The organism is Janibacter sp. RAF52 (genome assembly GCF_052114035.1).
In the GTDB taxonomy this organism is placed as follows: Bacteria; Actinomycetota; Actinomycetes; order Actinomycetales; family Dermatophilaceae; genus Janibacter; species Janibacter hoylei.
Window position 1 is genome coordinate 40,274 of the sequence record NZ_JBFRDY010000008.1, and the last position, 18,974, is coordinate 59,247.

Annotated in this window: 14 protein-coding genes; 3 read left to right on the forward strand and 11 right to left on the reverse strand. The window is 71.5% G+C overall.

What is annotated here, in order from left to right; all coding sequences use genetic code 11:
- Window positions 1–52: 52 nt before the first annotated feature.
- From AB4Y78_RS11575 to AB4Y78_RS11605, 7 genes are all read right to left on the reverse strand, one after another.
- A complete protein-coding gene (locus AB4Y78_RS11575) occupies window positions 53–778 on the reverse strand; it encodes an anti-sigma factor (protein WP_441714591.1) in 726 nt (241 codons plus the stop codon).
- Complete coding sequence (sigK, locus tag AB4Y78_RS11580) at window positions 775–1,401, reverse strand: ECF RNA polymerase sigma factor SigK (RefSeq protein WP_441714593.1); 627 nt, start codon at window positions 1,399–1,401, stop codon at window positions 775–777. The genes AB4Y78_RS11575 and sigK overlap by 4 nt, the downstream gene beginning before the upstream one ends.
- 14 nt (window positions 1,402–1,415) lie before the next feature.
- Complete coding sequence (locus AB4Y78_RS11585) at window positions 1,416–2,054, reverse strand: fasciclin domain-containing protein (protein ID WP_259909917.1); 639 nt, start codon at window positions 2,052–2,054, stop codon at window positions 1,416–1,418.
- A gap of 72 nt (window positions 2,055–2,126) precedes the next feature.
- Window positions 2,127–3,647: a molybdopterin-dependent oxidoreductase gene (locus AB4Y78_RS11590; protein ID WP_259909919.1), complete on the reverse strand. Its 1,521-nt coding sequence runs from the start codon at window positions 3,645–3,647 to the stop codon at window positions 2,127–2,129.
- Window positions 3,648–3,690: 43 nt separating this feature from the next.
- A complete protein-coding gene (gene aqpZ, locus AB4Y78_RS11595) occupies window positions 3,691–4,434 on the reverse strand; it encodes an aquaporin Z (RefSeq protein WP_265229920.1) in 744 nt (247 codons plus the stop codon).
- A gap of 129 nt (window positions 4,435–4,563) precedes the next feature.
- On the reverse strand, window positions 4,564–6,783 hold the full coding sequence (locus tag AB4Y78_RS11600) for an NADP-dependent isocitrate dehydrogenase (RefSeq protein WP_441714596.1): 2,220 nt from the start codon (window positions 6,781–6,783) through the stop codon (window positions 4,564–4,566).
- Window positions 6,784–6,871: 88 nt separating this feature from the next.
- A complete protein-coding gene (locus AB4Y78_RS11605) occupies window positions 6,872–7,849 on the reverse strand; it encodes a glycosyltransferase family 2 protein (RefSeq protein ID WP_441714598.1) in 978 nt (325 codons plus the stop codon).
- Window positions 7,850–8,361: 512 nt separating this feature from the next.
- Between AB4Y78_RS11605 and AB4Y78_RS11610 the strand changes: the two genes are divergently transcribed.
- Window positions 8,362–9,825, forward strand: coding sequence for a sugar transferase (locus AB4Y78_RS11610; protein WP_265229919.1), 1,464 nt, complete (start codon window positions 8,362–8,364; stop codon window positions 9,823–9,825).
- Window positions 9,826–9,834: 9 nt separating this feature from the next.
- On the opposite strand, the gene AB4Y78_RS11615 is transcribed toward AB4Y78_RS11610, so the two are convergent.
- The 4 genes from AB4Y78_RS11615 to AB4Y78_RS11630 form a co-directional block, all read right to left on the reverse strand.
- Window positions 9,835–10,032, reverse strand: a complete 198-nt coding sequence (locus AB4Y78_RS11615; RefSeq protein ID WP_441714602.1) for a PqqD family protein — start codon at window positions 10,030–10,032, stop codon at window positions 9,835–9,837.
- Window positions 10,033–10,115: 83 nt separating this feature from the next.
- The gene (locus tag AB4Y78_RS11620; protein ID WP_441737150.1) at window positions 10,116–13,163 is read right to left on the reverse strand and encodes a glycosyltransferase family 4 protein; all 3,048 of its coding nucleotides are present in this window, start codon (window positions 13,161–13,163) and stop codon (window positions 10,116–10,118) included.
- Window positions 13,160–14,482 (reverse strand): O-antigen ligase family protein, encoded by a 1,323-nt coding sequence (locus tag AB4Y78_RS11625; protein ID WP_259909926.1) that lies wholly within the window; start codon window positions 14,480–14,482, stop codon window positions 13,160–13,162. Before AB4Y78_RS11625 ends, AB4Y78_RS11620 begins: the two co-directional genes overlap by 4 nt.
- 5 nt (window positions 14,483–14,487) lie before the next feature.
- The gene (locus tag AB4Y78_RS11630; protein ID WP_441714606.1) at window positions 14,488–16,470 is read right to left on the reverse strand and encodes a glycosyltransferase; all 1,983 of its coding nucleotides are present in this window, start codon (window positions 16,468–16,470) and stop codon (window positions 14,488–14,490) included.
- Window positions 16,471–16,564: 94 nt separating this feature from the next.
- Between AB4Y78_RS11630 and AB4Y78_RS11635 the strand changes: the two genes are divergently transcribed.
- On the forward strand, window positions 16,565–17,971 hold the full coding sequence (locus tag AB4Y78_RS11635; RefSeq protein ID WP_441714607.1) for a polysaccharide biosynthesis tyrosine autokinase: 1,407 nt from the start codon (window positions 16,565–16,567) through the stop codon (window positions 17,969–17,971).
- 157 nt (window positions 17,972–18,128) lie between these two features.
- A complete protein-coding gene (locus AB4Y78_RS11640; protein ID WP_259920970.1) occupies window positions 18,129–18,710 on the forward strand; it encodes a hypothetical protein in 582 nt (193 codons plus the stop codon).
- Window positions 18,711–18,974 lie beyond the last annotated feature (264 nt).

Here is an 18,974-nt window from a genome sequence, read left to right on the forward strand (position 1 = left end):
GATACGGTCTCGACCCTACTCCGAGGCGGGGTGCCGGTGTCACCGGCGTCCGTCAGCCCAGCGCAACGAGTGCCACGGGGTCGGTCGTCGGCTGCCGGGACCCTCCAGTGGGCTCGACGCTCAGACCGACGCCCTCGGCTGCGGTGACATCACCCTCGAGCACCATCTCGCCGTCGGTGCCGGGCACCATCCCGGCGGAGGTCATGGCGCCGGATGGGTCCTGCAGCCAGGCCTGGTAGGCGTGCCCGTCGCCGGGGTCGGCGAGCCCCTCGACGCGCAGCACGGCCTTGCCCATGCGCTCGGAGCGCACGACCCGGACCGTGCCGCCGTCGGCGGTGGTGACCTCCTGGGTCCGGGCGTCCGGTGCCGCCACGACCTCCTCGGAGATGCTCGTGGTGGCGCGGTCGACGACCTGCCAGGTGACACCGCCACCGACGACGAGACCGGCGGCCGCGGCGAGGGCGACCCAGCGGCGCCGCGCCCGCCGGCGAAGGGGGAGCACCTCCGCCTCGTCCTCGGCGTGGGTGGGCGTGGGGTGCGCGGCGGGCGGCGGGTCCTGACGGGTCTGGGCGGCGCGGGCCAGGATGTCGTCCCGCAGCGAGGGCGGCGGGGTGACCGCGACCGTCTCGGCGAGCAGCGGGGTGACCGCGCCGAAGGAGTCGACCTCGTCGCGGCAGGTCGCACAGCGCGCGAGGTGCTCCTCGAAGTCGGCGCGCTCGTCGTCGTCGAGGGCGTCGAGGGCATAGGCCCCGGAGAGGCTGTGCAGGTCGTCGCTCATGGGGTCACTCCCAGCTGGTCCCTCAGACGGATGAGTCCGTCGCGGATGCGTGTCTTGGCGGTGCCGAGTGGTAGGTCGAGGAGGCTGGCGACCTCCGTGTGGGTGTAACCGCCCAGGTAGGCCAGGCTCACGGCCTCGCGCTGGTTGGAGGTCAGGCCGTCGAGGGCCGAGCGCACCCGTGCGGCCTCGATGCGGGCCGTGGCCGTCTCCGCGGTGGTGTCGAAGTCGACCTCCCGGGAGCGGGCGTGCCAGCCGTCGTCGCGGACCGCGGCGGCCTGGCTCGAGCGCACCCGGTCGATGGCGCGGCGGTGGGCCATCGTGAGCAGCCAGCCGATCGCCGACCCGCGCCGCGGGTCGAAGTGGCTGGCCCGGCGCCACACCTCGAGGTAGACCTCCTGGGTCACCTCCTCGGACTGCGCCGGGTTGCGCAGCACCCGCAGCACGAGACCGTGCAGTCGGGGAGCCGTCTCGTCGTAGACGGCGGCGAAGGCCACCTCGTCCCCCTTCGCCACCTGCTTGAGGCGGTGGGCGAGCCGGTCGTGGCCCCCGTGGGCAGGCTCCCGCTCGGAGCCCGTGGGGGCATCCGGCGGGTCCTGCTCACGGGGAGGGGGCACGAGGTCCATGGTGACGGATCAGGTCACTTCTTGGCGGTCGGCATGAGGACCGAGTCGACGATGTAGACCGTGGCGTTGGCGGTCTGCACGTCGCCGCAGACGACGGTGGCGTCGCCGACGGTGAAGTCCTCGCCCGAACCCTTGACGGTGATCTTGTCTCCGGCGAGGGTCTCGTGGGTGCCGGCGAGGTCCTCGGGAGCGAGGCGGCCTTCGACGACGTGGTGGGTGAGCACGGTCGTCAGCAGGCCCTTGGGGTCACCCATCGCCTTGTCGAGTGTGGCCTGGTCCATGGCGGCGAAGGCGTCGTCGGTCGGGGCGAAGACGGTGATGTCCTCGGAGGAGTTGAGTGTCTTGGCCAGGTCGGCCTCGGTCACCGCCTTGACGAGGGTCTTGAGGAGCGGGTTGTTGCTCGCGGCGGTCGCGACCGGGTCGGTCGACATGCCGTCGAAGGAGCCCTTGCCGTCCGTGGGGACGTCGGCACAGCCGTCCCCGAAGGGGGCCGCGGCCTCCGTCGCCTTCGACGAGGAGGAGGACATCGCGTCGGACGTGCTCGACGAGCCGCTCGAGGTGCTGTCGTTGTCGCTACCGCACGCGGCGAGGGCGAAGGGGAGGGTGAGGGCCGCGATCGCGGCGACGGTGCGGGGGGTGGTCCTGCGGTACATGTCTGCCTCCAGGGGCGTCGTGGGGGGCCGTGCAGGAAGGGTTCGGAGCGCGCGCGCATCCGGATGGGTCGGTCAGTCGGTGACGGTCACCGCGACCGAGTGCCAGCCCGTGGCGCCGGCGGGGAAGGGGGTGGCCTCCTGCTGCGTCTGCAGCTCGCCGTCGCCGTCGGTCGCCCGGACCGTGAGGTCGTGACGACCCGGCGTCGCGTCCCACGGGAGGAACCACTGCCGCCAGCAGTCGACGCCCGCCTCGGTGCCGAGCGTCGCCCGGCGCCACTCGCCGTCGTCGACGCGCACCTCGACCCGCTCGATGCCGCGACGCTGCGCCCAGGCGACGCCCCCGATGACGGTGCGCCCGGGCGGGATGCGGCGCAGCGCACGCGGGGTGTCGATCCGGGCCTGGGTGCGCACCCGCCCGTCGGTCGCCCAGTCGCGGTCTGTCCAGTACGCACTCGCCGCGTCGTAGCGGGTGACGGTCATCCGGGTCAGCCACTTCGTCGCGCCGACGAATCCGTAGAGCCCGGGCGTGACGAGGCGGGCGGGGAACCCGTGCTCGCGGGGGAGCGGAGCGCCGTTCATCCCGACGGCCACGAGGGCGTCACGGCCGTCGAGCAGGGCGGACAGCGGCGTCGAGATCGTCATGCCGTCGGTCGAGGTTGAGAGCACCTGCAGGTCGGGGTCGCGTGGGTCGGTGTCGAGTCCGGCGCGGGCGAGCAGCTCGCGAGTGGGCACGCCGAGCCAGCGTGCATGGCCGATGTAGGGGCCGCCGACCTCGTTGGAGACGCAGTTGAGGGTGATGTCGCGCTCGACCATGGTCAGGGCGAGCAGCTCGTCGATGTCGAGCGTCAGCTCCTCGGGCACGTCGCCGTCGATCGTCAGCGACCAGTCGCCGGGGTCGACGCGCGGGGCGAGCAGCGCGGTGTCGATCCGGTAGAAGTCGCGGGTGGGTGTGACGAAGGGGGAGATCCCCGGTCGCCCGAGGTCCACCCCCTTCGCCAGGGGCGGCAGCGGGTTGGCCGCGGTCGGCAGCTCGAGGGTCGGTGGTCGCGACCGGGCGATGAGCGTCTGGCCGGTCCCGCCGAGCGCGGCGGCCACGGCACCGGTGCCGCCGAGGGCGAGGACCCGTCGTCGGGTCGGCCGGTCGGGTCGGCCGCGGGTGCCGGTGGGGACGAGTCGGTCGACGAGGGTGTCGAGGGCGAGTACCCCGACGACGGCGGCGACGAGGGCGGGCAGCCAGGCGAGGCCGCCGGCCGTGGGGCGCAGCACGGCGGCGGCGCCAGCGAGTGCGGTGAGCAGCAGGAGCAGCCCCGTCGAGACGAGCCGTGACCGCGGCCGGACCGCCCCGGCGAGGGCGGCCAGCAGCAGGGTGGCGACCGCGACCGACCCGATGAGGATCGGCTTGTCCGCGCTGCCGAAGGTGCCGACCGCCCACTCCTTGACCGGTGTCGGCGTCGCGTCGATGACTTGGCTGCCGACGGCGAGCACGGGGGAGGCGGCCGGGTCGGTCAGGGCGGCCACGAGGTGCGCGGCGGCGGTGCCGAGCGCGGTCGCGACGACACCGCAGACGGCGGGGAGTGCGGTCCGAGAGCTCATGGACGGGGTTCGGCGCTGCCCGGGGTGGCGGATGGGTCGGGCGTCAGACGCCCTCGACGTCAACGTCGGCGCGGTTGACCCCGGTGATGACGGCATACGTCGCGCCGGCGATCGCGGCCCCGACGATCGGTGCGACCCAGAAGGCCCACAGCTGACCCGCGGCGCCGTCCTGGAAGAAGGCCACGGCCGTCGAGCGCGCGGGGTTGACCGAGGTGTTGCTGATCGGGATCGAGATGAGGTGGATGAGGGTCAGCCCGAGACCGATGGCGATCGGCGCGAAGCCCACGGGCGCGCGCTCGTCGGTGGCCCCGAGGATGATGTAGAGGAAGAAGGCGGTGAGCACGACCTCGGCGACGAGGACCGCGGCGAGGGTGTAGCCGCCGGGGGAGTGGTCGGCGTAGCCGTTGGCAGCGAACCCGGCGCCGGCGTCGAAGCCCTCCTTGCCGCTGGCGACGGCATAGAGGACGCCACCGGCGACGAGACCGGCGACGACCTGCGTGATGACGTAGGCCGGCACGTCCTTCCAGTCGAAGCGCCGTCCGGTCGCCAGACCGATGGTCACCGCGGGGTTGAAGTGGCCGCCGGAGACGTGCCCGACGGCGTAGGCCATCGTGAGCACGGTCAGGCCGAAGGCGAGGGCGACACCGACGAAGCCGATGCCCAGCCCGGAGTCCTTGCCGCCGACGACGTGCTGGGCTGCGAAGATCGCCGAGCCGCAGCCGCCGAGGACGAGCCAGAAGGTGCCGAGGAACTCGGCGCCGAGTCGGTGGACGAGTGAGTGCTGCATGACCAGTGCTCCTGATGTCGGGTGACGGCCCCCGTGGCCGTTACCGACGAGCCTAGGGAGTTTGCACGACGAAGAAGGGGAGGCCGCACCGGTGTCGGTGCGGCCCCCCCTTCGTGGGGACGGGCTCGGTCAGAGCGCGTCGATGATGGCGTTGAGCGTCGCGCTCGGGCGCATCGCGGCCGCGGCCTTGTCGGCGTCCGGCTTGTAGTAGCCACCGAGGTCGACCGGCGAGCCCTGCGCGCCGATGAGCTCCTCGTTGATCTTCGCCTCGTTGTCGCCGAGGTCGGCAGCGACCTGGGTGAAGCGCTCCTTGAGCTCGGCGTCGGTGTCCTGGGCCGCCAGGGCCTGCGCCCAGTAGAGGGCGAGGTAGAAGTGGCTGCCGCGGTTGTCGATCGAGCCGAGCTTGCGTGCCGGGCTCTTGTTTTCCTCGAGGAAGGTCGCGATGGCCGTGTCGAGGGTGTCCGCGAGGACCTGGGCCTTGGCGTTGTCGAAGTTCGTCGCGAGGTGCTCGAGCGAGGCGCCGAGCGCGGAGAACTCACCGAGAGAGTCCCAGCGCAGGTAGTTTTCCTTGACGAACTGCTGGACGTGCTTGGGGGCCGAGCCACCCGCGCCGGTCTCGAAGAGGCCACCGCCAGCGAGCAGCGGCACGATCGAGAGCATCTTGGCGCTCGTGCCGAGCTCGAGGATCGGGAAGAGGTCGGTGAGGTAGTCGCGCAGGACGTTGCCCGTCACCGAGATCGCGTCCTTGCCGGCGCGGATCTGCTCGAGGCAGTAGGTGATGGCCTCGACGGGCGGGAGGATCTTGATCTCCAGGCCCTCGGTGTCGTGCTGCGGCAGGTACTCATTGACCTTCGCGATGATCTGCGCGTCGTGGGCGCGCTGCTCGTCGAGGAAGAAGACGGCCGGGGCGCCGGTCGCGCGGGCGCGGGTGACGGCGAGCTTGACCCAGTCCTGGATCGGGATGTCCTTGACCCGGCTCATCCGCCAGATGTCGCCGGCCTCGACGGTGTGCTCGAGGACGACGTCACCGGCGGAGGTGGTGACGCGGACGGTGCCGTCGGCCGGGATCTCGAAGGTCGTCGGGTGCGAGCCGTACTCCTCGGCCTTCTGCGCCATGAGGCCGACGTTGGGGACGGTGCCGATCGTCGCCGGGTCGAGGGCGCCGTTGCGCTTGTGCTCCTCGAAGACGGCGGCGTACATCGGGCCGTACGAGCGGTCGGGGATGAGCGCGAGGGTCTCGGACTGGCCGCCCTCGGCGTTCCACATCTGACCGGAGTCGCGGATGACGACCGGCATCGAGGCGTCGATGATGACGTCGCTCGGGACGTGGAGGTTGGTGATGCCCTTGTCGGAGTCGACCATCGCCAGCGCGGGGCGCTGCTCGGCGAGGGCGTCGATGTCGGCGCGGATCGCGTCACGGGTCTGCGCCGGCAGCGTGTCGAGCTGCGTGTAGAGCGAGGCGAGGCCGTAGCGCAGGTCGACCTCGGCCTCGGCGAAGGCCTCGGCGTGCCTGTCGACGAGGTCGCCGAGCCAGGCGGCGACGGCGTGGCCGAAGAGGATCGGGTCCGAGACCTTCATCATCGTGGCCTTGAGGTGCAGCGAGAGGAGCAGGCCCTCGGCGCGGGCGGTCTCGATCTGCTCGGCGTAGAAGGCGCGCAGCGCCGCGGCCGACATGAAGGTCGCGTCGACGATCTCCCCCTTCGTCACCGGCACGGCGTCCTTGAGGACGGTCTCGGTGCCGTCCGTGGGCGTCAGGGTGATCTTCAGGGTGTCGTCGGCGGGGGAGACGATGGACTTCTCGTTGCCGTAGAAGTCGCCCTCGGTCATCGAGGCGACGCGGGCCGTGTTGTCGGCGGTCCAGGGGCCGAGCTTGTGCGGGTGCTTCTTCGTGAAGTTCTTGACGGCGAGCGGGGCGCGCCGGTCGGAGTTGCCCTCGCGCAGGACGGGGTTGACGGCCGAGCCGAGGACGTTGGCGTAGGCCGCGGCGACCTCGCGCTCCTCGTCGGTCTCGGGGGAGTCGGGGTAGGCCGGCAGGTCGTAGCCCTGGCTCTGCAGCTCGGCGATGGCCGCCTTGAGCTGCGGCACGGAGGCCGAGATGTTGGGCAGCTTGATGATGTTGGCCTCGGGGGTGGTCGCGAGGCGGCCGAGACCGGCGAGGTTGTCGTCGACCCGCTGCTCGGCGGTGAGACGGTCGGGGAACTGGGCGAGGATGCGGCCGGCGAGCGAGATGTCGCTGGTCTCGAGCTCCACCCCGGTGCCCGAGGTGAAGGCCTGGACGATCGGCAGCAGCGAGTAGGTGGCGAGTGCCGGCGCCTCGTCGATCTTGGTCCAGATGATCTTCGCGGTCATGTGTGTCCCTCCGTGGGGTGTGGGGTGGGTCTCCCCAGATCCTCCCACGGGTGCGGCTGGTCCCGGTCTTCGGTCCGACGAAGGGGGGTCACCTCCCTTCGTCGTCGTGGACCGGCGGGATCCGGGGTGGGCCGAAGCGGACGAGGCGCAACTGCTCGATCGTCTCCTCGAGCAGGACCCGGTTGGTCCGCTGGAGGTCGGCGATGATCAGCAGGGCGAAGGAGAAGAGGGCGCCGACGAGTAGCGCCGTGCCGAAGATCAGGGACTGGACGTGCCCGCTGGAGTCGCCCATCGCCGCGAGGACGAGGAAGCGGACGAAGGGGATGAGCCCCAGGACCATGAGCACGGCGCCGACCAGGCCGAAGAAGGCGTGCGGCTTGAACATGATGAAGGAGCGGATGATCGCCGACGCCGACTTCGCCATGTGCTGCCAGATGCTCGAGAAGAGGCGGGACTCGCGGGTCTTGGCATTGGTCACGACGGGGATCGACTCGATCGCCAGGCGCTTGTGGCCGGCCTGGATGATCGTCTCCATGCAGTAGCTGAACTCGGTGACGATGTTCAGCCGCATGAGCGAGGCCGCGGAGTAGGCGCGGAAGCCGCTCGCGGCGTCGGGCAGGTCGGTGCTCGCGGCCCGGTTGACCACGGCCGAGCCGAAGGCCTGCATCCGGCGCTTGAAGGGGGAGAAGTGGGCGATCGTCGCCGTCTGCCGGTCGGCGACGACGATGTCGGCGCGACCGGCGATGATCGGCTCGACGAGGTCGCCGATGCGCTCCTGGGGGTACTGGTTGTCGCCGTCGGTGTTGACGAGGATGTCGGCGCCGTGGCGGAGGGCGAAGTCGGCGCCGTCGCGGAAGGAGCGGGCCAGTCCGAGCGGTCGGCTGGGCCGGATGAGGTGCGTGACGCCGAGCTCGCGGGCGACGTCTGCGGTACGGTCGCTGGAGCCGTCGTCGATGACGAGGGTCTCGATGGTGTCGACGCCGGAGATGTGCGTCGGGATCGTCGCGAAGACCAGGGGAAGGGTCGCCTCTTCGTCGAGGCAGGGGATCTGGACGATCACCTTCATGGTCAGGGCCTCCGCCGACGTCGTTTGTGGTGCCCGCAGCATCTCAACCCCGGCTGCGGTGCCGCCAATCGGGTCGTGCGGCGGAGCGGGGAGTCACGGACGATTTGCGGTCCGTGAGGAGCCCCACACGAGATTTTGGTCAAGGTATGGCAAGAATGGTAAGCGAACGCTACGCTCTCCTTCGAGTATCGCGGCCGGGGAGGTCCACGATCTCGGGGTGGGACGTCCGTACCCTCAACACTTCGCTGGGGAGGCGAGATCGTGCACGTGGAGACTCTGTTGCTCGTGGGCTGGGCGTCCGTCCCGGTCGTGGCCTATGGCGCAGGCATGTCGTTCCTGCGTCTCCGAGGCCGCAAGACGGCGCCCAGAGGTGGTGGTGACGCGTCGGCCCGGCTCGAGGAGTTGCGCCGCCGTCCTGTCGAAGGAGGCACGACTCGGGGGCGGATGGCCGAGGCCATGCTGCTGGCCGACGGGCCGGTCGCCGCGTCCCTGACCAGCCCGCGAGACTGACCGTGGTCGGCCTGCCACGTCTGGCTCCCGACGTCGGCGCGGGTCGGGCGGCGCTTCGGCCGCTCCAGGGACTGCTTGCTCTGACCGACCTCCTCGTCATCACCTGGGCCACCTTCGGTGCGCAGATCGTCCGATTCGGCGTCGACGGCCGGACCGACGTCGCGGCGACGAGTGGCGACATCACCATCAGCTACACGTGGTTCAGCTTCCTGCTCGTTCTTGCGTGGTGGCTGGCCCTGCGCTTCCACGGTGCATACGACATGCACATCCTCGGGCACGGGACTGTGGAATACCGGCTCATCGCGACGGCCACGCTGCGGATCTTCGCTGTCGTGGCCATGGCTGCCTTCGCCCTCCAGGTGCAGGTGGCACGCGGCTACATCCTGCTGGCTCTCCCCGCAGGGATCATCGGCCTGTGGGCCGCTCGTCGGGTGTGGCGCACCTGGCTGGGTCACCGCCGGTCGGCGGGTGACCTCAACCACGACGTCCTCGTCGTCGGTGACCCGAGCACGGTGCGCCACCTCGTCGACACCTTCGCGACCGTGCCCGAGGCCGGATACCGCGTCATCGGGGTGTGCACGACGGCGGCCCCCGATGGCCTCGCCGACATGCCTGTGCTGGGCACCGAGCGCGAGGGGGCGCGCGTGGCGATCGAGCTCGGGGTCGACGTGGTCGCCTGCGCAGACACGCATGCCCTCGGCCCGGGTGGCCTCCGCCGACTGGGGTGGGCGCTGGAGGGCAGCGGCATCGAGCTCGTCGTGTCGCCGGGCCTCACGGAGGTCGCCGGCCCGCGGGTGCTCACCCGCCCGGTGGCCGGGCTGCCCCTCCTGCACGTCGAGGCCCCGACCTTCTCGGGGCCCCGACTGGCTGTCAAGGCCGCCCTCGACTGGATCGGGGCGCTCGTCCTCACGGTGCTCTTCTCGCCGGTGCTGGTCGTCGTCGCCGTCCTGGTCAAGCTCTCGGACGGCGGTCCGGTCTTCTTCCGGCAGGAGCGCGTCGGGCTCGACGGCGAAATCTTCCGCATGACGAAGTTCCGCTCGATGGCCGTCGATGCCGAGGCCCGTCTCGAAGCACTGCGGGAGCAGGCGTCGGACGGCGTCGACCGCGGGGTGCTCTTCAAGGTCAGGGACGACCCTCGTGTCACCCCGATCGGCCGCTTCATCCGCCGCTACTCGATCGACGAGCTGCCCCAGCTCTTCAACGTCCTCACCGGCCGGATGAGTCTGGTCGGCCCTCGTCCGCCGCTGCCGGCAGAGGTGGCGAAGTACGAGCACGACGTCCATCGGCGTCTTCTCGTCAAACCCGGCATGACGGGGCTGTGGCAGATCAACGGCCGCAGCGACCTCACCTGGGAGGAGTCGGTGCGCTTCGACCTCTACTACGTAGAAAACTGGTCGGTCGCCCAGGACATCGTCATCCTCTGGAGGACCTTCCATGCGGTCGTCACCAAGGACGGCGCCTACTGACGTGAGGCGTCACTCCCGGCGCAGCAGCCCGCGCTGGACAAGCTCCGCGACGAAGGCCTCGACGTCCGCGCGGACGTCGTCTGTGTCGTGCCCGAGAACATCGGCCACCATGTCGACGACGTCCCCACCGCCCTCGACAGCGGCGAGCCAGATGACGGCCGACTGGTCGGGCAGGACCGAGACCGGGCCGTTCGGCAGGGGCGCCACGTAGACGATTGTCCGGCCCCGGTCATCGGCTGCCTGGGTCCACCCCACGCCGCGAGGCACGGTCCAGTGGGTCTGCCGGGTCATCAGCGACCACCTGCTCGGACGATCTCCGCGATGCCGCGACGGGAGCGGTCGACGAAGGCCCGCACCACATCGAGGCTGGAGGGGCGGTGCCCGAGCTCGTGGGCGAGGTGGTCGGTGTTGACGAGCGGAGCGCGCAGCACCAAGGCGATCCGGCTGCGCAGGTCGGGGGCGGCGGCGATGCGGGCCCGCCACTCGTGGACTCGTCCCCCTTCGGTGACGGCCTGCCACAGCTCCCGCTCCGCGGAGGGCGGCAGTGAGTCGACGTCCCCGACCCCGACGGCGAAGGCGATCTCTGCCTGCATCTCCTCGACCCACGCGCGCACCTGCTGACGCTGGTCCCGGCTGGCGCCGTGCCAAGCGTGGGCGACGTCGGCGCTGGCCTGACCCCCGGCGGGGTTGCGGGCCGCGTGCATGACGAGGATCGCGACCTGGGCGGGCAGGCTGGGGGCCGGGCAGCTCACGCCGGCGATGTCCGTGGTGAGTCGATCGGCCCACAGGCGCTCGAAGGCGTCTGCGGGTGACCGCCCGATGCCGGGGTAGTGCCGGTGGACGTCGAGGTGGCCCCACAGGTCGTGCCAGAGCGTGAGCGAGTGCTCGAAGGGCGAGGCCGTCGTGAAGCGGCCCGATGACTGGTAGCCGGCGGCAGCGCACGCCGCGAGGAGGGCGTCGAGGTGCGCCGGTCGGACGAGGACGTCGGCGTCGGTGGCGATTCTGCCGGGACTGGCGACGGTGGGGTCGAGGGCATCGCCCTTGATGTGGAGCAGGTCGACGCCGTGCTCGTCGGCCAGCCGTTGGACCGCAGCGTGGCCGAAGCGGGTGCGCACCTGCAGCGGGACGTCCGCGCGCCCGGGACCGGGACCTGTAGACACGCGCCTCAGGGCCTGGCTCATCTCGCCGACCCGGTCTGCCCAGGTCGGCACCTGCGGGTCGGCGCCGACGGGGAAGCGGTCGGTCGCGGGGAGGCCGGCAGCGACAACGTCGGGGAGGCGCTCGCGGTCCACCACGGTCAGGCGTGCGTCCGCAGCCTCACGGAACCCGGCGACCGGTGTGCTGACGACAGGTCGGCCGACGGCTCGGTACTCGTAGAGCTTGATCGGGTCGAGACTGTCGGTGAAGTCGTCGACGACGTGTGGCACGACGAGCAGGTCCGCGTGCTGGAGGTAGGCCGGGACGGACCGGTGGTCCTTGGCGCCCAGCAGGTGCACGCCGGCCGTCTCCAGACGGCTGCGCTCGTCGCTGGTCAGTGCGACGGGCCCGACGAGCACGAGGTGCCCGGTGTCGTGCAGCGCTCGGGCGGTGCTTTCGCAGAGGGCGATGTCGAGTCGGTCGGCGTGCAGGGTGCCGACGTAGACGGCGACGGGACCGTCGGGAAGGTCGGTGGGCCGCCCGGTGGGGCGGGTCACCGCGGCGACGTCGACGGCATTGCGGATCAGCGTCACGGGGCGTTGCGCCGACTTGGTCGCGGCCAGTGACGGCGAGCAGACGACGACCTCGGATGCGGATGTGAGCAGCCGTCTCTCCATGTCGCTGATCCGCTGTTGCGTCGCCGGGTCGCGGTCGGCGAGGAGCCAGTCGTCGGTGATGTCGTAGAGGGTCGGCCAGCCGTTGCGCTGCATCACCAGGGCGCCCAGGGGGTCGTTGACCCAGAGCGTCGGGTCCGTCAGGCCGACCCGCTCGGCTGCGCGGCGGACCGTCTCCGCCCACCGCTCGTCCTGGTGCGGGTCGACCCGACGGGGGAGGAGCTTGGTCGGCTCGAGCAGCCACAGGGCGTCGGGGTCGATGTCCGCGAGGTGGGGCCCGCGTCGCAGGCCCCGGCCGGGGACGGGGCGGGATCCGCGGCGTGCGGCGTGGAGCGGGTCAGTGCCCGGCTCGACGAAGAGGACGCGCAGGTCGGGGTCCTCGCGCAGCAGGCCGTGGACGAGGTGCTGGTTGCGGCGCCACACGCGGTCCCAGGGCTCCAGGGAGACGACGACGAGGCCCCGTCCGTGTCGGGCCTCGGCACGAGGTGTGGGCGAGCGGGACACGAGGGCGTGCCGGTAGACCTCGTCCGTGGCGCGTGCCTGCTCGGCGACCGTCAGGGCGCGACGTTGGCGCTCGCGCAGCGCGGTGCCGTAGGCGTCGAGGGTGGTGGGGTCGTCCACCAGCCGCACGAGGTGGTGTGCCGCGGCTTCGTGGTCGCCCGGGGCGAAGAGAGCCGGGATGGGGACGCCGCCCACGCTCTCGAGGTGACCGCCCGCCGCTGCGGCCACGACGGGCAGACCGGAGGCCATCGCCTCGATGACGGACAGGCCGATGCCCTCGATCGCGCACGGCGCGAGGAGTACCGCAGCGGTGGCCATGAGGTCCTCGACGTCGTGACGGTGTCCGAGGAACTCGGTGGCGTCTGAGACGCCCAACAGGTCGGCCTGGTGCTTCAGCGCCGCCGCGTGGGAGCCGTCGCCGGCGATGCGTAGCCGCCATCCCCGGTCAGGGAGCCCGGACGCGGCGAAGGCGGCGATGGCGACCTCGGTCGACTTCTCCCGCTCCAGGCGCTGCGCGACGAGGACCGTGCGATCGCGATGCGAAGGGGGCGGAAGGTCCGGTCGGTCGGGCACGCCCGGCAGCACCACGGTTGCGTCGACGTCGACCGCTCCGGCGATGTAGTCGCTCACGGCGATCTCGGCCGCGAGCCGGGGCTGCAGGCGCTCCACGAGCGAGCGGTGCGCGGGGGTGGCCCCGCGTCGCGCGGCGAAGTGCCGTGTGCTGACGATCGGAGTGCGCACCAGCGCGGGGCTGGTGAGGGCCACGACGTCGGCGTCGGTCATGTGCGTGGCGACGAGGTCGGCGCCCCGGCCAGCGGGCCCCAGGAGGAGACTCGCTGCGGTCCGGCGGTCGACGGCTGGAACGAGGCGCACTCCCGGCCGGTCGATGGCAGCGCTCATGTGCTCCTGCCGACCACCGAGGACGGTGACCGTGTGGCCGAGGTCGTGCTGTGCGGCCGCGAGGAGGGCGACGTGCCGCTCGACACCCGCGAAGTTGTCCGTGCAGACGACGTGCGTGATCCTCATCCGGCGCGGCCGTCCGCGGTGGCGCCGGGCGGGACGGCCGGGAGGGTGGCAGCCGGTTCCGCAGCCGGCTGCGCCTCGTCCGTGCTCCGGGCGTGCATCCCGAGGCAGATGCCCGCGACGACGAAGGGGATCGAGGTCTGTGCCGCGACCCAGAAGGCGTCGAGCTGGCCCTGGACGAAGCGCCCGAGCACCACGAGGACGGCGAGCATGCCGTACTCAGGGGGGATGCGCCACAGGACGAGGAGCGAGCCGATCATCAACGCGAGGAAGCCGATGAGTCCCAGCAGGCCGGAAGCGGTGATCACCTCGAGCAGCGCATTCGGTGGCTGGATCCCTCCGGGGAAGCGGTCGGTGTACCACCAGCGCAGCCCGACGCCGGTGAGCGGCTGGGTCGACCAGATCTCCAGGGCCTCCTGGAACCACGTGAGTCGGGAGAAGAAGGAGTTGTGCTGGTTGCCGCTGGAGATCTGGTCGCGCACCAGTGTGAGGACCACGATGACCGCGGGGACGACCGCGAGCAGGATGAGCTGCGAGCGCCGTCGGTCGGTGCGCCGGCGCAGCACGAGGACGACGAGGACGACGGCCAGCCCGACGATCGCCTGTCGCGACTGGGTGGCGATGATCGCCAGGACGAGCCAGGTGAAGATCATCAGCGCCGGACCGGGGCGCAGTCGCAACCAGTCGGGGCGCACGTACGCGATCGTGGCCGTGGTCGCCAGGACCGTCCCGAGGAAGTTCTTGTGCATGCCAAAGGGGAGGTAGATCGGCTCGAAGTTGCCGGCGAGGTAGTTGACCAGGCCGTCACCGATGACCCATGTGGCGAGGACCAGCCCGGTCACGAGCATGAGCAGGAGCCCGGCCCGGCCGAGTCCGTCCCGGCCGATGCTCCACCCGACGAGGAGGGCGCCGGCGATGAGGACACCGGCGTGCAGCCACTCGAGGAGGTTGGCCGCGTAGAGGTTGGCGACGACGGTGAAGAGGGTGGCGACCTGGTAGGTGACGACGAGCCAGAGCAGGTTGCGCAGTGCCGGGCTGAAGGGCCGCTGCGCGAAGCACAGGGATACACCAGCCCCGAGGGTGAGGGCCAGGTCGGACACGGACAGGTCGGTGCCGCCATAACCCAACCGCTCGGCGACGTAGAGCAGGGGGAGGCAGGCGAGGGGCAGGGCGGCTCGCTGCAGCGCGGAGAGGCCCATGACGAGCACCAGCGAGGCAGCAGCGACCGCGAGCACCGGCTGCCGGGGGGCGAGGTAGCCGACGCCGACGGCCATCACGGCCCCCGCCGTGACGATCAGGGCCGCTGGCAGGTCGGACGTCATCGACCTCACGGGCGGCGCACCGAGTCGCGCTCGACAGCCGGGCGCACCGCAGCCTCGAGGCGAAGGGGGCCGCGCAGGTAGCGGCGGGCTCGCTCGCGTGCGGCGTCGGCGCGCGAGCCACGCAGGAGCACGGACCGTGCCGCGGACCCGACCACCACGGCGGCTCGGGTCACCTGCCACCCGAGTGCACCGAAGTGCTTGCGGTGGTAGCGCTCCTGCGAGGCGTGGAAGTAGGTCTCGCGCAGTGTCGAGTCGCTGCTCGTGGCGCCGCCGAGGTGCAGCGCGGTCACCTCGGGGACGAGGGCGTGGCGCCAGCCGAGGCGCGTGGCGCGCAGCGCCCAGTCGGTCTCCTCCGCGTAGAGGAAGAAGGATTCGTCGAGTCCGCCGACCTGGGCGAGCGCCTCGTGGCGGAGCAGCAGCACGGACCCGATGACGAAGTCCTCGGAGCGGCGTAGCCGTCCGAGCCCGAGCGCCTCGACCACCGCGCCCCAGGGAGTGGGGAAGGGCCACGCGGCGCGTGCGGCACGCCCGTGGCCGTCGACCTGTCGCGGGCCGACGCTCGCCAGGTCCGGCTCGGTCCGCAGCGCTCGGTGCAGGCGGCGCACCCCGTCGGCGTCGATGACGGCGTCGGGGTTGAGGAGGAGGACGTCGGCGTCGGGTGCGAGCCGGTCGGCCAGTGCGTGGTTGACGCCGGCGGCGAAGCCGCCGTTGCGCCCGGGGTCGAGGTAGCGCACGCCGAGCTCGGCGCAGACGGCCCGCACCTGAGGGTGGGAGGAGTTGTCGACGACGGTGACCGGCAGGTGGGTGAGTGGCGCCAGGCTCCGCCGGAGCAGCTGCGCGTGGTGGTAGGCGACGACGACGACCTCTGGCGGCGACGTGGGCGTGGACGGGCCGCGTGTGCCCATGCTCTCGTACAGCTCCACGTAGGTCTCCCCGATGCGATCCCAGCTGAACTCGCGCGCTCGCGCGATCCCCTCGCATCGCATTGTGGCCGAAAGGCGCTCGTCGGTGCCAGCACGCGCCAGCGCCTCGGCGAGGGCGGTCACGTCGCCCGGCGGCACGAGCAGTCCGGCACCGCGGACCACGTCGGGCAGCGCGCCGCTGTCGCTGGCCACGACGGGTGTGCCGCAGGCCATCGCCTCGACGGCCACCCGCCCGAACTGCTCCACCCAACCAGCGGTCGTGAGGGACGGCACCGCGAGGACGTCGAGGCTGCGGTAGAGGTCGGGTAGGTCGACCTTGTCCACGGAGCCGATGAGTTCGACCCGGGCCGCCAGGTCGGGCTGCCGCGCCCGAGCCTGCAGCTGCGACGTCTGCGGCCCGGCGCCGGCGACGACGAGGTGGAGGCGAGGCTCGGCGGCCACGGCCTCGAGCAGCACGTCTACCCCCTTGTGCGGGGCCAGCCGGCCGACGTAGCCCACCGTGACGGCGCCGTCGGACGAAGGGGGGCGCTCCGGCCCCGGGGCGAAGTGCTCGGGGTCGACGCCGAGCCCGATGAGGACGGCCCTGCCGGTGAGCCCCTTGCGGGCGACGATCTCGCCGGCTTCGGCATTGCACACGCTCACGGCCGTGGCGTGGCGCAGGGCCCACCGCTCCAGCCAGCGGAAGGGGGGCGGGTAGCGCTTGTCGATGTTTTGCGCCGAGTAGAGGCAGAAGGGAGTGGCGACCCGCCGCAGCGCACGCAGCAGGAGCACCTCTGCCGTCGCGAGGGCGAAGGGCTCCTCGTGGAGGTCGATGACGTCCCAGCGCTGCCCCAGCAGCCGCCACAGGGGTAGCGGGTCGTAGACGAAGAGAGCCGGGTGGCGGCCCAGGGTGCGCACGCCGATCACGTCCTCGTCCGGACGGGGCTCGAGGGGGACGTCGCGCCCCCCTTCGTCCCAGACGGCGGCGGTCACCGAGGTGACGTCGTGACCCATGCGGCGGGCGACCCGCTCACGCTCGCGCCACGCATCCACGACACCGCTGTGGGAGATCCGCAGGATGCGCACCTTATACACTCCTCGCAGTGGTGGGGGCGTCACACGGACCCTACCTCCGGGGCATCACGGGGGTGCCGCGACGGACGTCGGGCGGGAGTTGGCTGTGCAGCTGAGCGAGTTGTTGGGTGTCATCCGGCAGAGATGGCGGCTCATCCTCGTGTGTGTCGGGCTGGCCGTCGTCGCGGCGATCGCCGTGACCCTCACGACGACCCCCGTCTACGAGGCCCGGGCGCGCATCTACCTGAGCGCGGAGCAGACGAGCGGCAAGTCCGAGGGTGGTGTCTTCGTCCTGACTGCCGAGGACCTCGACACCTATGTGTCCATCCTCGACACGCCGGCCGTTCTCGACCCACTGCGCGAGGAGCTCGGGCTCGAGCCAGGGCACCCGATCACCGTGAGCGCGGAGACCAGCGGCGCGACCTCGATCCTCAACATCACGGCCCGTGCCGCTGACGGTGAGGAGGCGGCGGCCGTGGCCAACGAGGTCGGTCCGCAGCTCGGCAAGGTGGCGGGGGAGTTCTCCACCCTGCTCAAGTCCTCGGGGCAGGAGGTCGTCTCGACCCCGATCCAGCCGGCGTCCGCTCCGTCCCGGCCCGTGTCTCCCGACCCGGTCCGCAACATCGGTCTGGGGCTGCTCGCCGGTCTCGTCCTCGGTCTCGGCCTCGCCTTCGTCAGGCACGCCCTCGACACCAAGGTGCGCGGCGAAGAGGACATTCGCCCGCACTCCACCGCGCCAATGCTGGCCGGCCTGCCGTTGGAGCGGTCGTCGAAGAGTCTGGTGAGCGTCGAAGACGACCCGCACGGGCGTCACGCCGAGGCGATCCGGCGTCTGCGGACCAACCTGATGTTCGTCGACGTCACGACCGGGCGCCACTCCTTCGTCGTCACCTCGGCCATGCCGGGCGAGGGCAAGACGACGACGGCGGTCAACCTGGCCCTGGCGATGGCCGACTCCGGCCGGCGCACCCTGCTCGTCGACGCCGACCTGCGCAGCCCGTCGGTGGCCAAGGCCCTGGGCATGGAGGGCAGCGTCGGCCTGACGACCGTGCTGCTGGGTGATGCCCGGGTGCAGGATGTCATCCAATCGTGGGGGAGCGCGGGCATGGACGTGCTGCCGGCCGGCCAGGTGCCCCCCAATCCGAGCGAGCTGCTCGGTTCGGCGCCGATGGAGGCGCTGCTCACCTCCCTCGTCGACGAGTACGACTTCGTCCTCATCGACTCACCTCCGGTGGTCCCGGTCATCGACGCCGTCGTCATCGAGCGGCTCACCGGCGGCCTGCTCATGGTCGTGGGCATCGACCGGACGAAGAAGAAGGACCTCGTCGCGGCTCTCAAGCAGCTGGACACCGTCGGCGCGAGGGTCTCTGGATTCGCGCGCAACTTCGTCCAGGGCAAGGGCGGTGAGTACCGCTACGGCTACCACACCTACGAGCAGGCGATCGCCCAGGACAAGCGCCGGGGGCGCCGCCGGGCCAAGGAACGTCGGGCCTCGGAGCGGGCCCGGGCCTGAGCCTCGGACCGCTGACGGTTAGGGCGCGGGATCATCCCACGAAAAGTCTGCAGGATGAAGTGCGCTAGCATCCAGACCAACAAGGGCGAAGTCGATGGGGTCGGTGTGGATGCCCTGTGACAAGCGGGAAGTGAACATGAGGCAGAGCAACAACTAAGTGCGTCGTCGGTCGGTCGTGGCGGGAGCCGCGTGGGCGGCGCCGACGATCGCCATCGGCAGTGCGGCGCCGGCGATGGCCGCCTCCAGGCCTCCGGGCCTGCAGGGCTGGGTCACCGTCGGCAAGGGCTGCGAGAACAGCCGACTCACCCTGACAATCAACGGCACGGGTGGGGGCACTGCCAACCCGCCGGACAGCAACTCCCGCGGGCTGTGGGTCTACAACACCAATAGCTCCACGAGCATCGCCAATGCGCGCGTGACGATCTACTACCCGAACTCTCTCGGGACCATCGCCTTCAGCCGGGTCGGCAGCGGGGGCACCACGTGGTCGATCCCGGCCGTGGACTCGACCGCGCCTGCGCGCTCCGGCTACACCGCGTATTCGACCTTCTACACGGGCAACTGGGAGTTCTACGACCTTAACGGTGTCATCGACGACCATCACCGGGCCGTCGACCGACCCAACTTCACCGCGACGATCAACGTGTCCTCCTGTCCCAACATCCAGGTGTACTCCTGGCGCACCGTGCAGGTCGACGGTCAGACGATCTCCTTCACGCGCGGCCCGATCTCGCTCTGACAGCCTACGCCGCGCGCGAGTCCCGACTGAAAGGCCCTATCATGACCGACGCACCTGTCCCGACGCCTGACCCTGAGCCGGGGACCGTGCCCACCGAGCCCGTGACCTCCCCTTCGGCAGACGCCACCCGGCCCACGACCACGCCGGACGCCGATGCTCCCGATGCCTCGCAGGAGGAACAGGGCGATACGTCTGCGGATGAGGACTCGGACGGGACCTGGTCGTACGCCCAGATCTGACCCACCGGCGCCCCTGCGGGCGTCG

What these genes read in the sequence shown, in the direction of transcription:
- AB4Y78_RS11575 (WP_441714591.1), bottom strand. Translation starts at nt 778, where the DNA reads ATGAGCGACGACCTGCACAGCCTCTCCGGGGCCTATGCCCTCGACGCC.
- sigK (WP_441714593.1), bottom strand. Translation starts at nt 1,401, where the DNA reads ATGGACCTCGTGCCCCCTCCCCGTGAGCAGGACCCGCCGGATGCCCCC.
- AB4Y78_RS11585 (WP_259909917.1), bottom strand. Translation starts at nt 2,054, where the DNA reads ATGTACCGCAGGACCACCCCCCGCACCGTCGCCGCGATCGCGGCCCTC.
- AB4Y78_RS11590 (WP_259909919.1), bottom strand. Translation starts at nt 3,647, where the DNA reads ATGAGCTCTCGGACCGCACTCCCCGCCGTCTGCGGTGTCGTCGCGACC.
- aqpZ (WP_265229920.1), bottom strand. Translation starts at nt 4,434, where the DNA reads ATGCAGCACTCACTCGTCCACCGACTCGGCGCCGAGTTCCTCGGCACC.
- AB4Y78_RS11600 (WP_441714596.1), bottom strand. Translation starts at nt 6,783, where the DNA reads ATGACCGCGAAGATCATCTGGACCAAGATCGACGAGGCGCCGGCACTC.
- AB4Y78_RS11605 (WP_441714598.1), bottom strand. Translation starts at nt 7,849, where the DNA reads ATGAAGGTGATCGTCCAGATCCCCTGCCTCGACGAAGAGGCGACCCTT.
- AB4Y78_RS11620 (WP_441737150.1), bottom strand. Translation starts at nt 13,163, where the DNA reads ATGAGGATCACGCACGTCGTCTGCACGGACAACTTCGCGGGTGTCGAG.
- AB4Y78_RS11625 (WP_259909926.1), bottom strand. Translation starts at nt 14,482, where the DNA reads ATGACGTCCGACCTGCCAGCGGCCCTGATCGTCACGGCGGGGGCCGTG.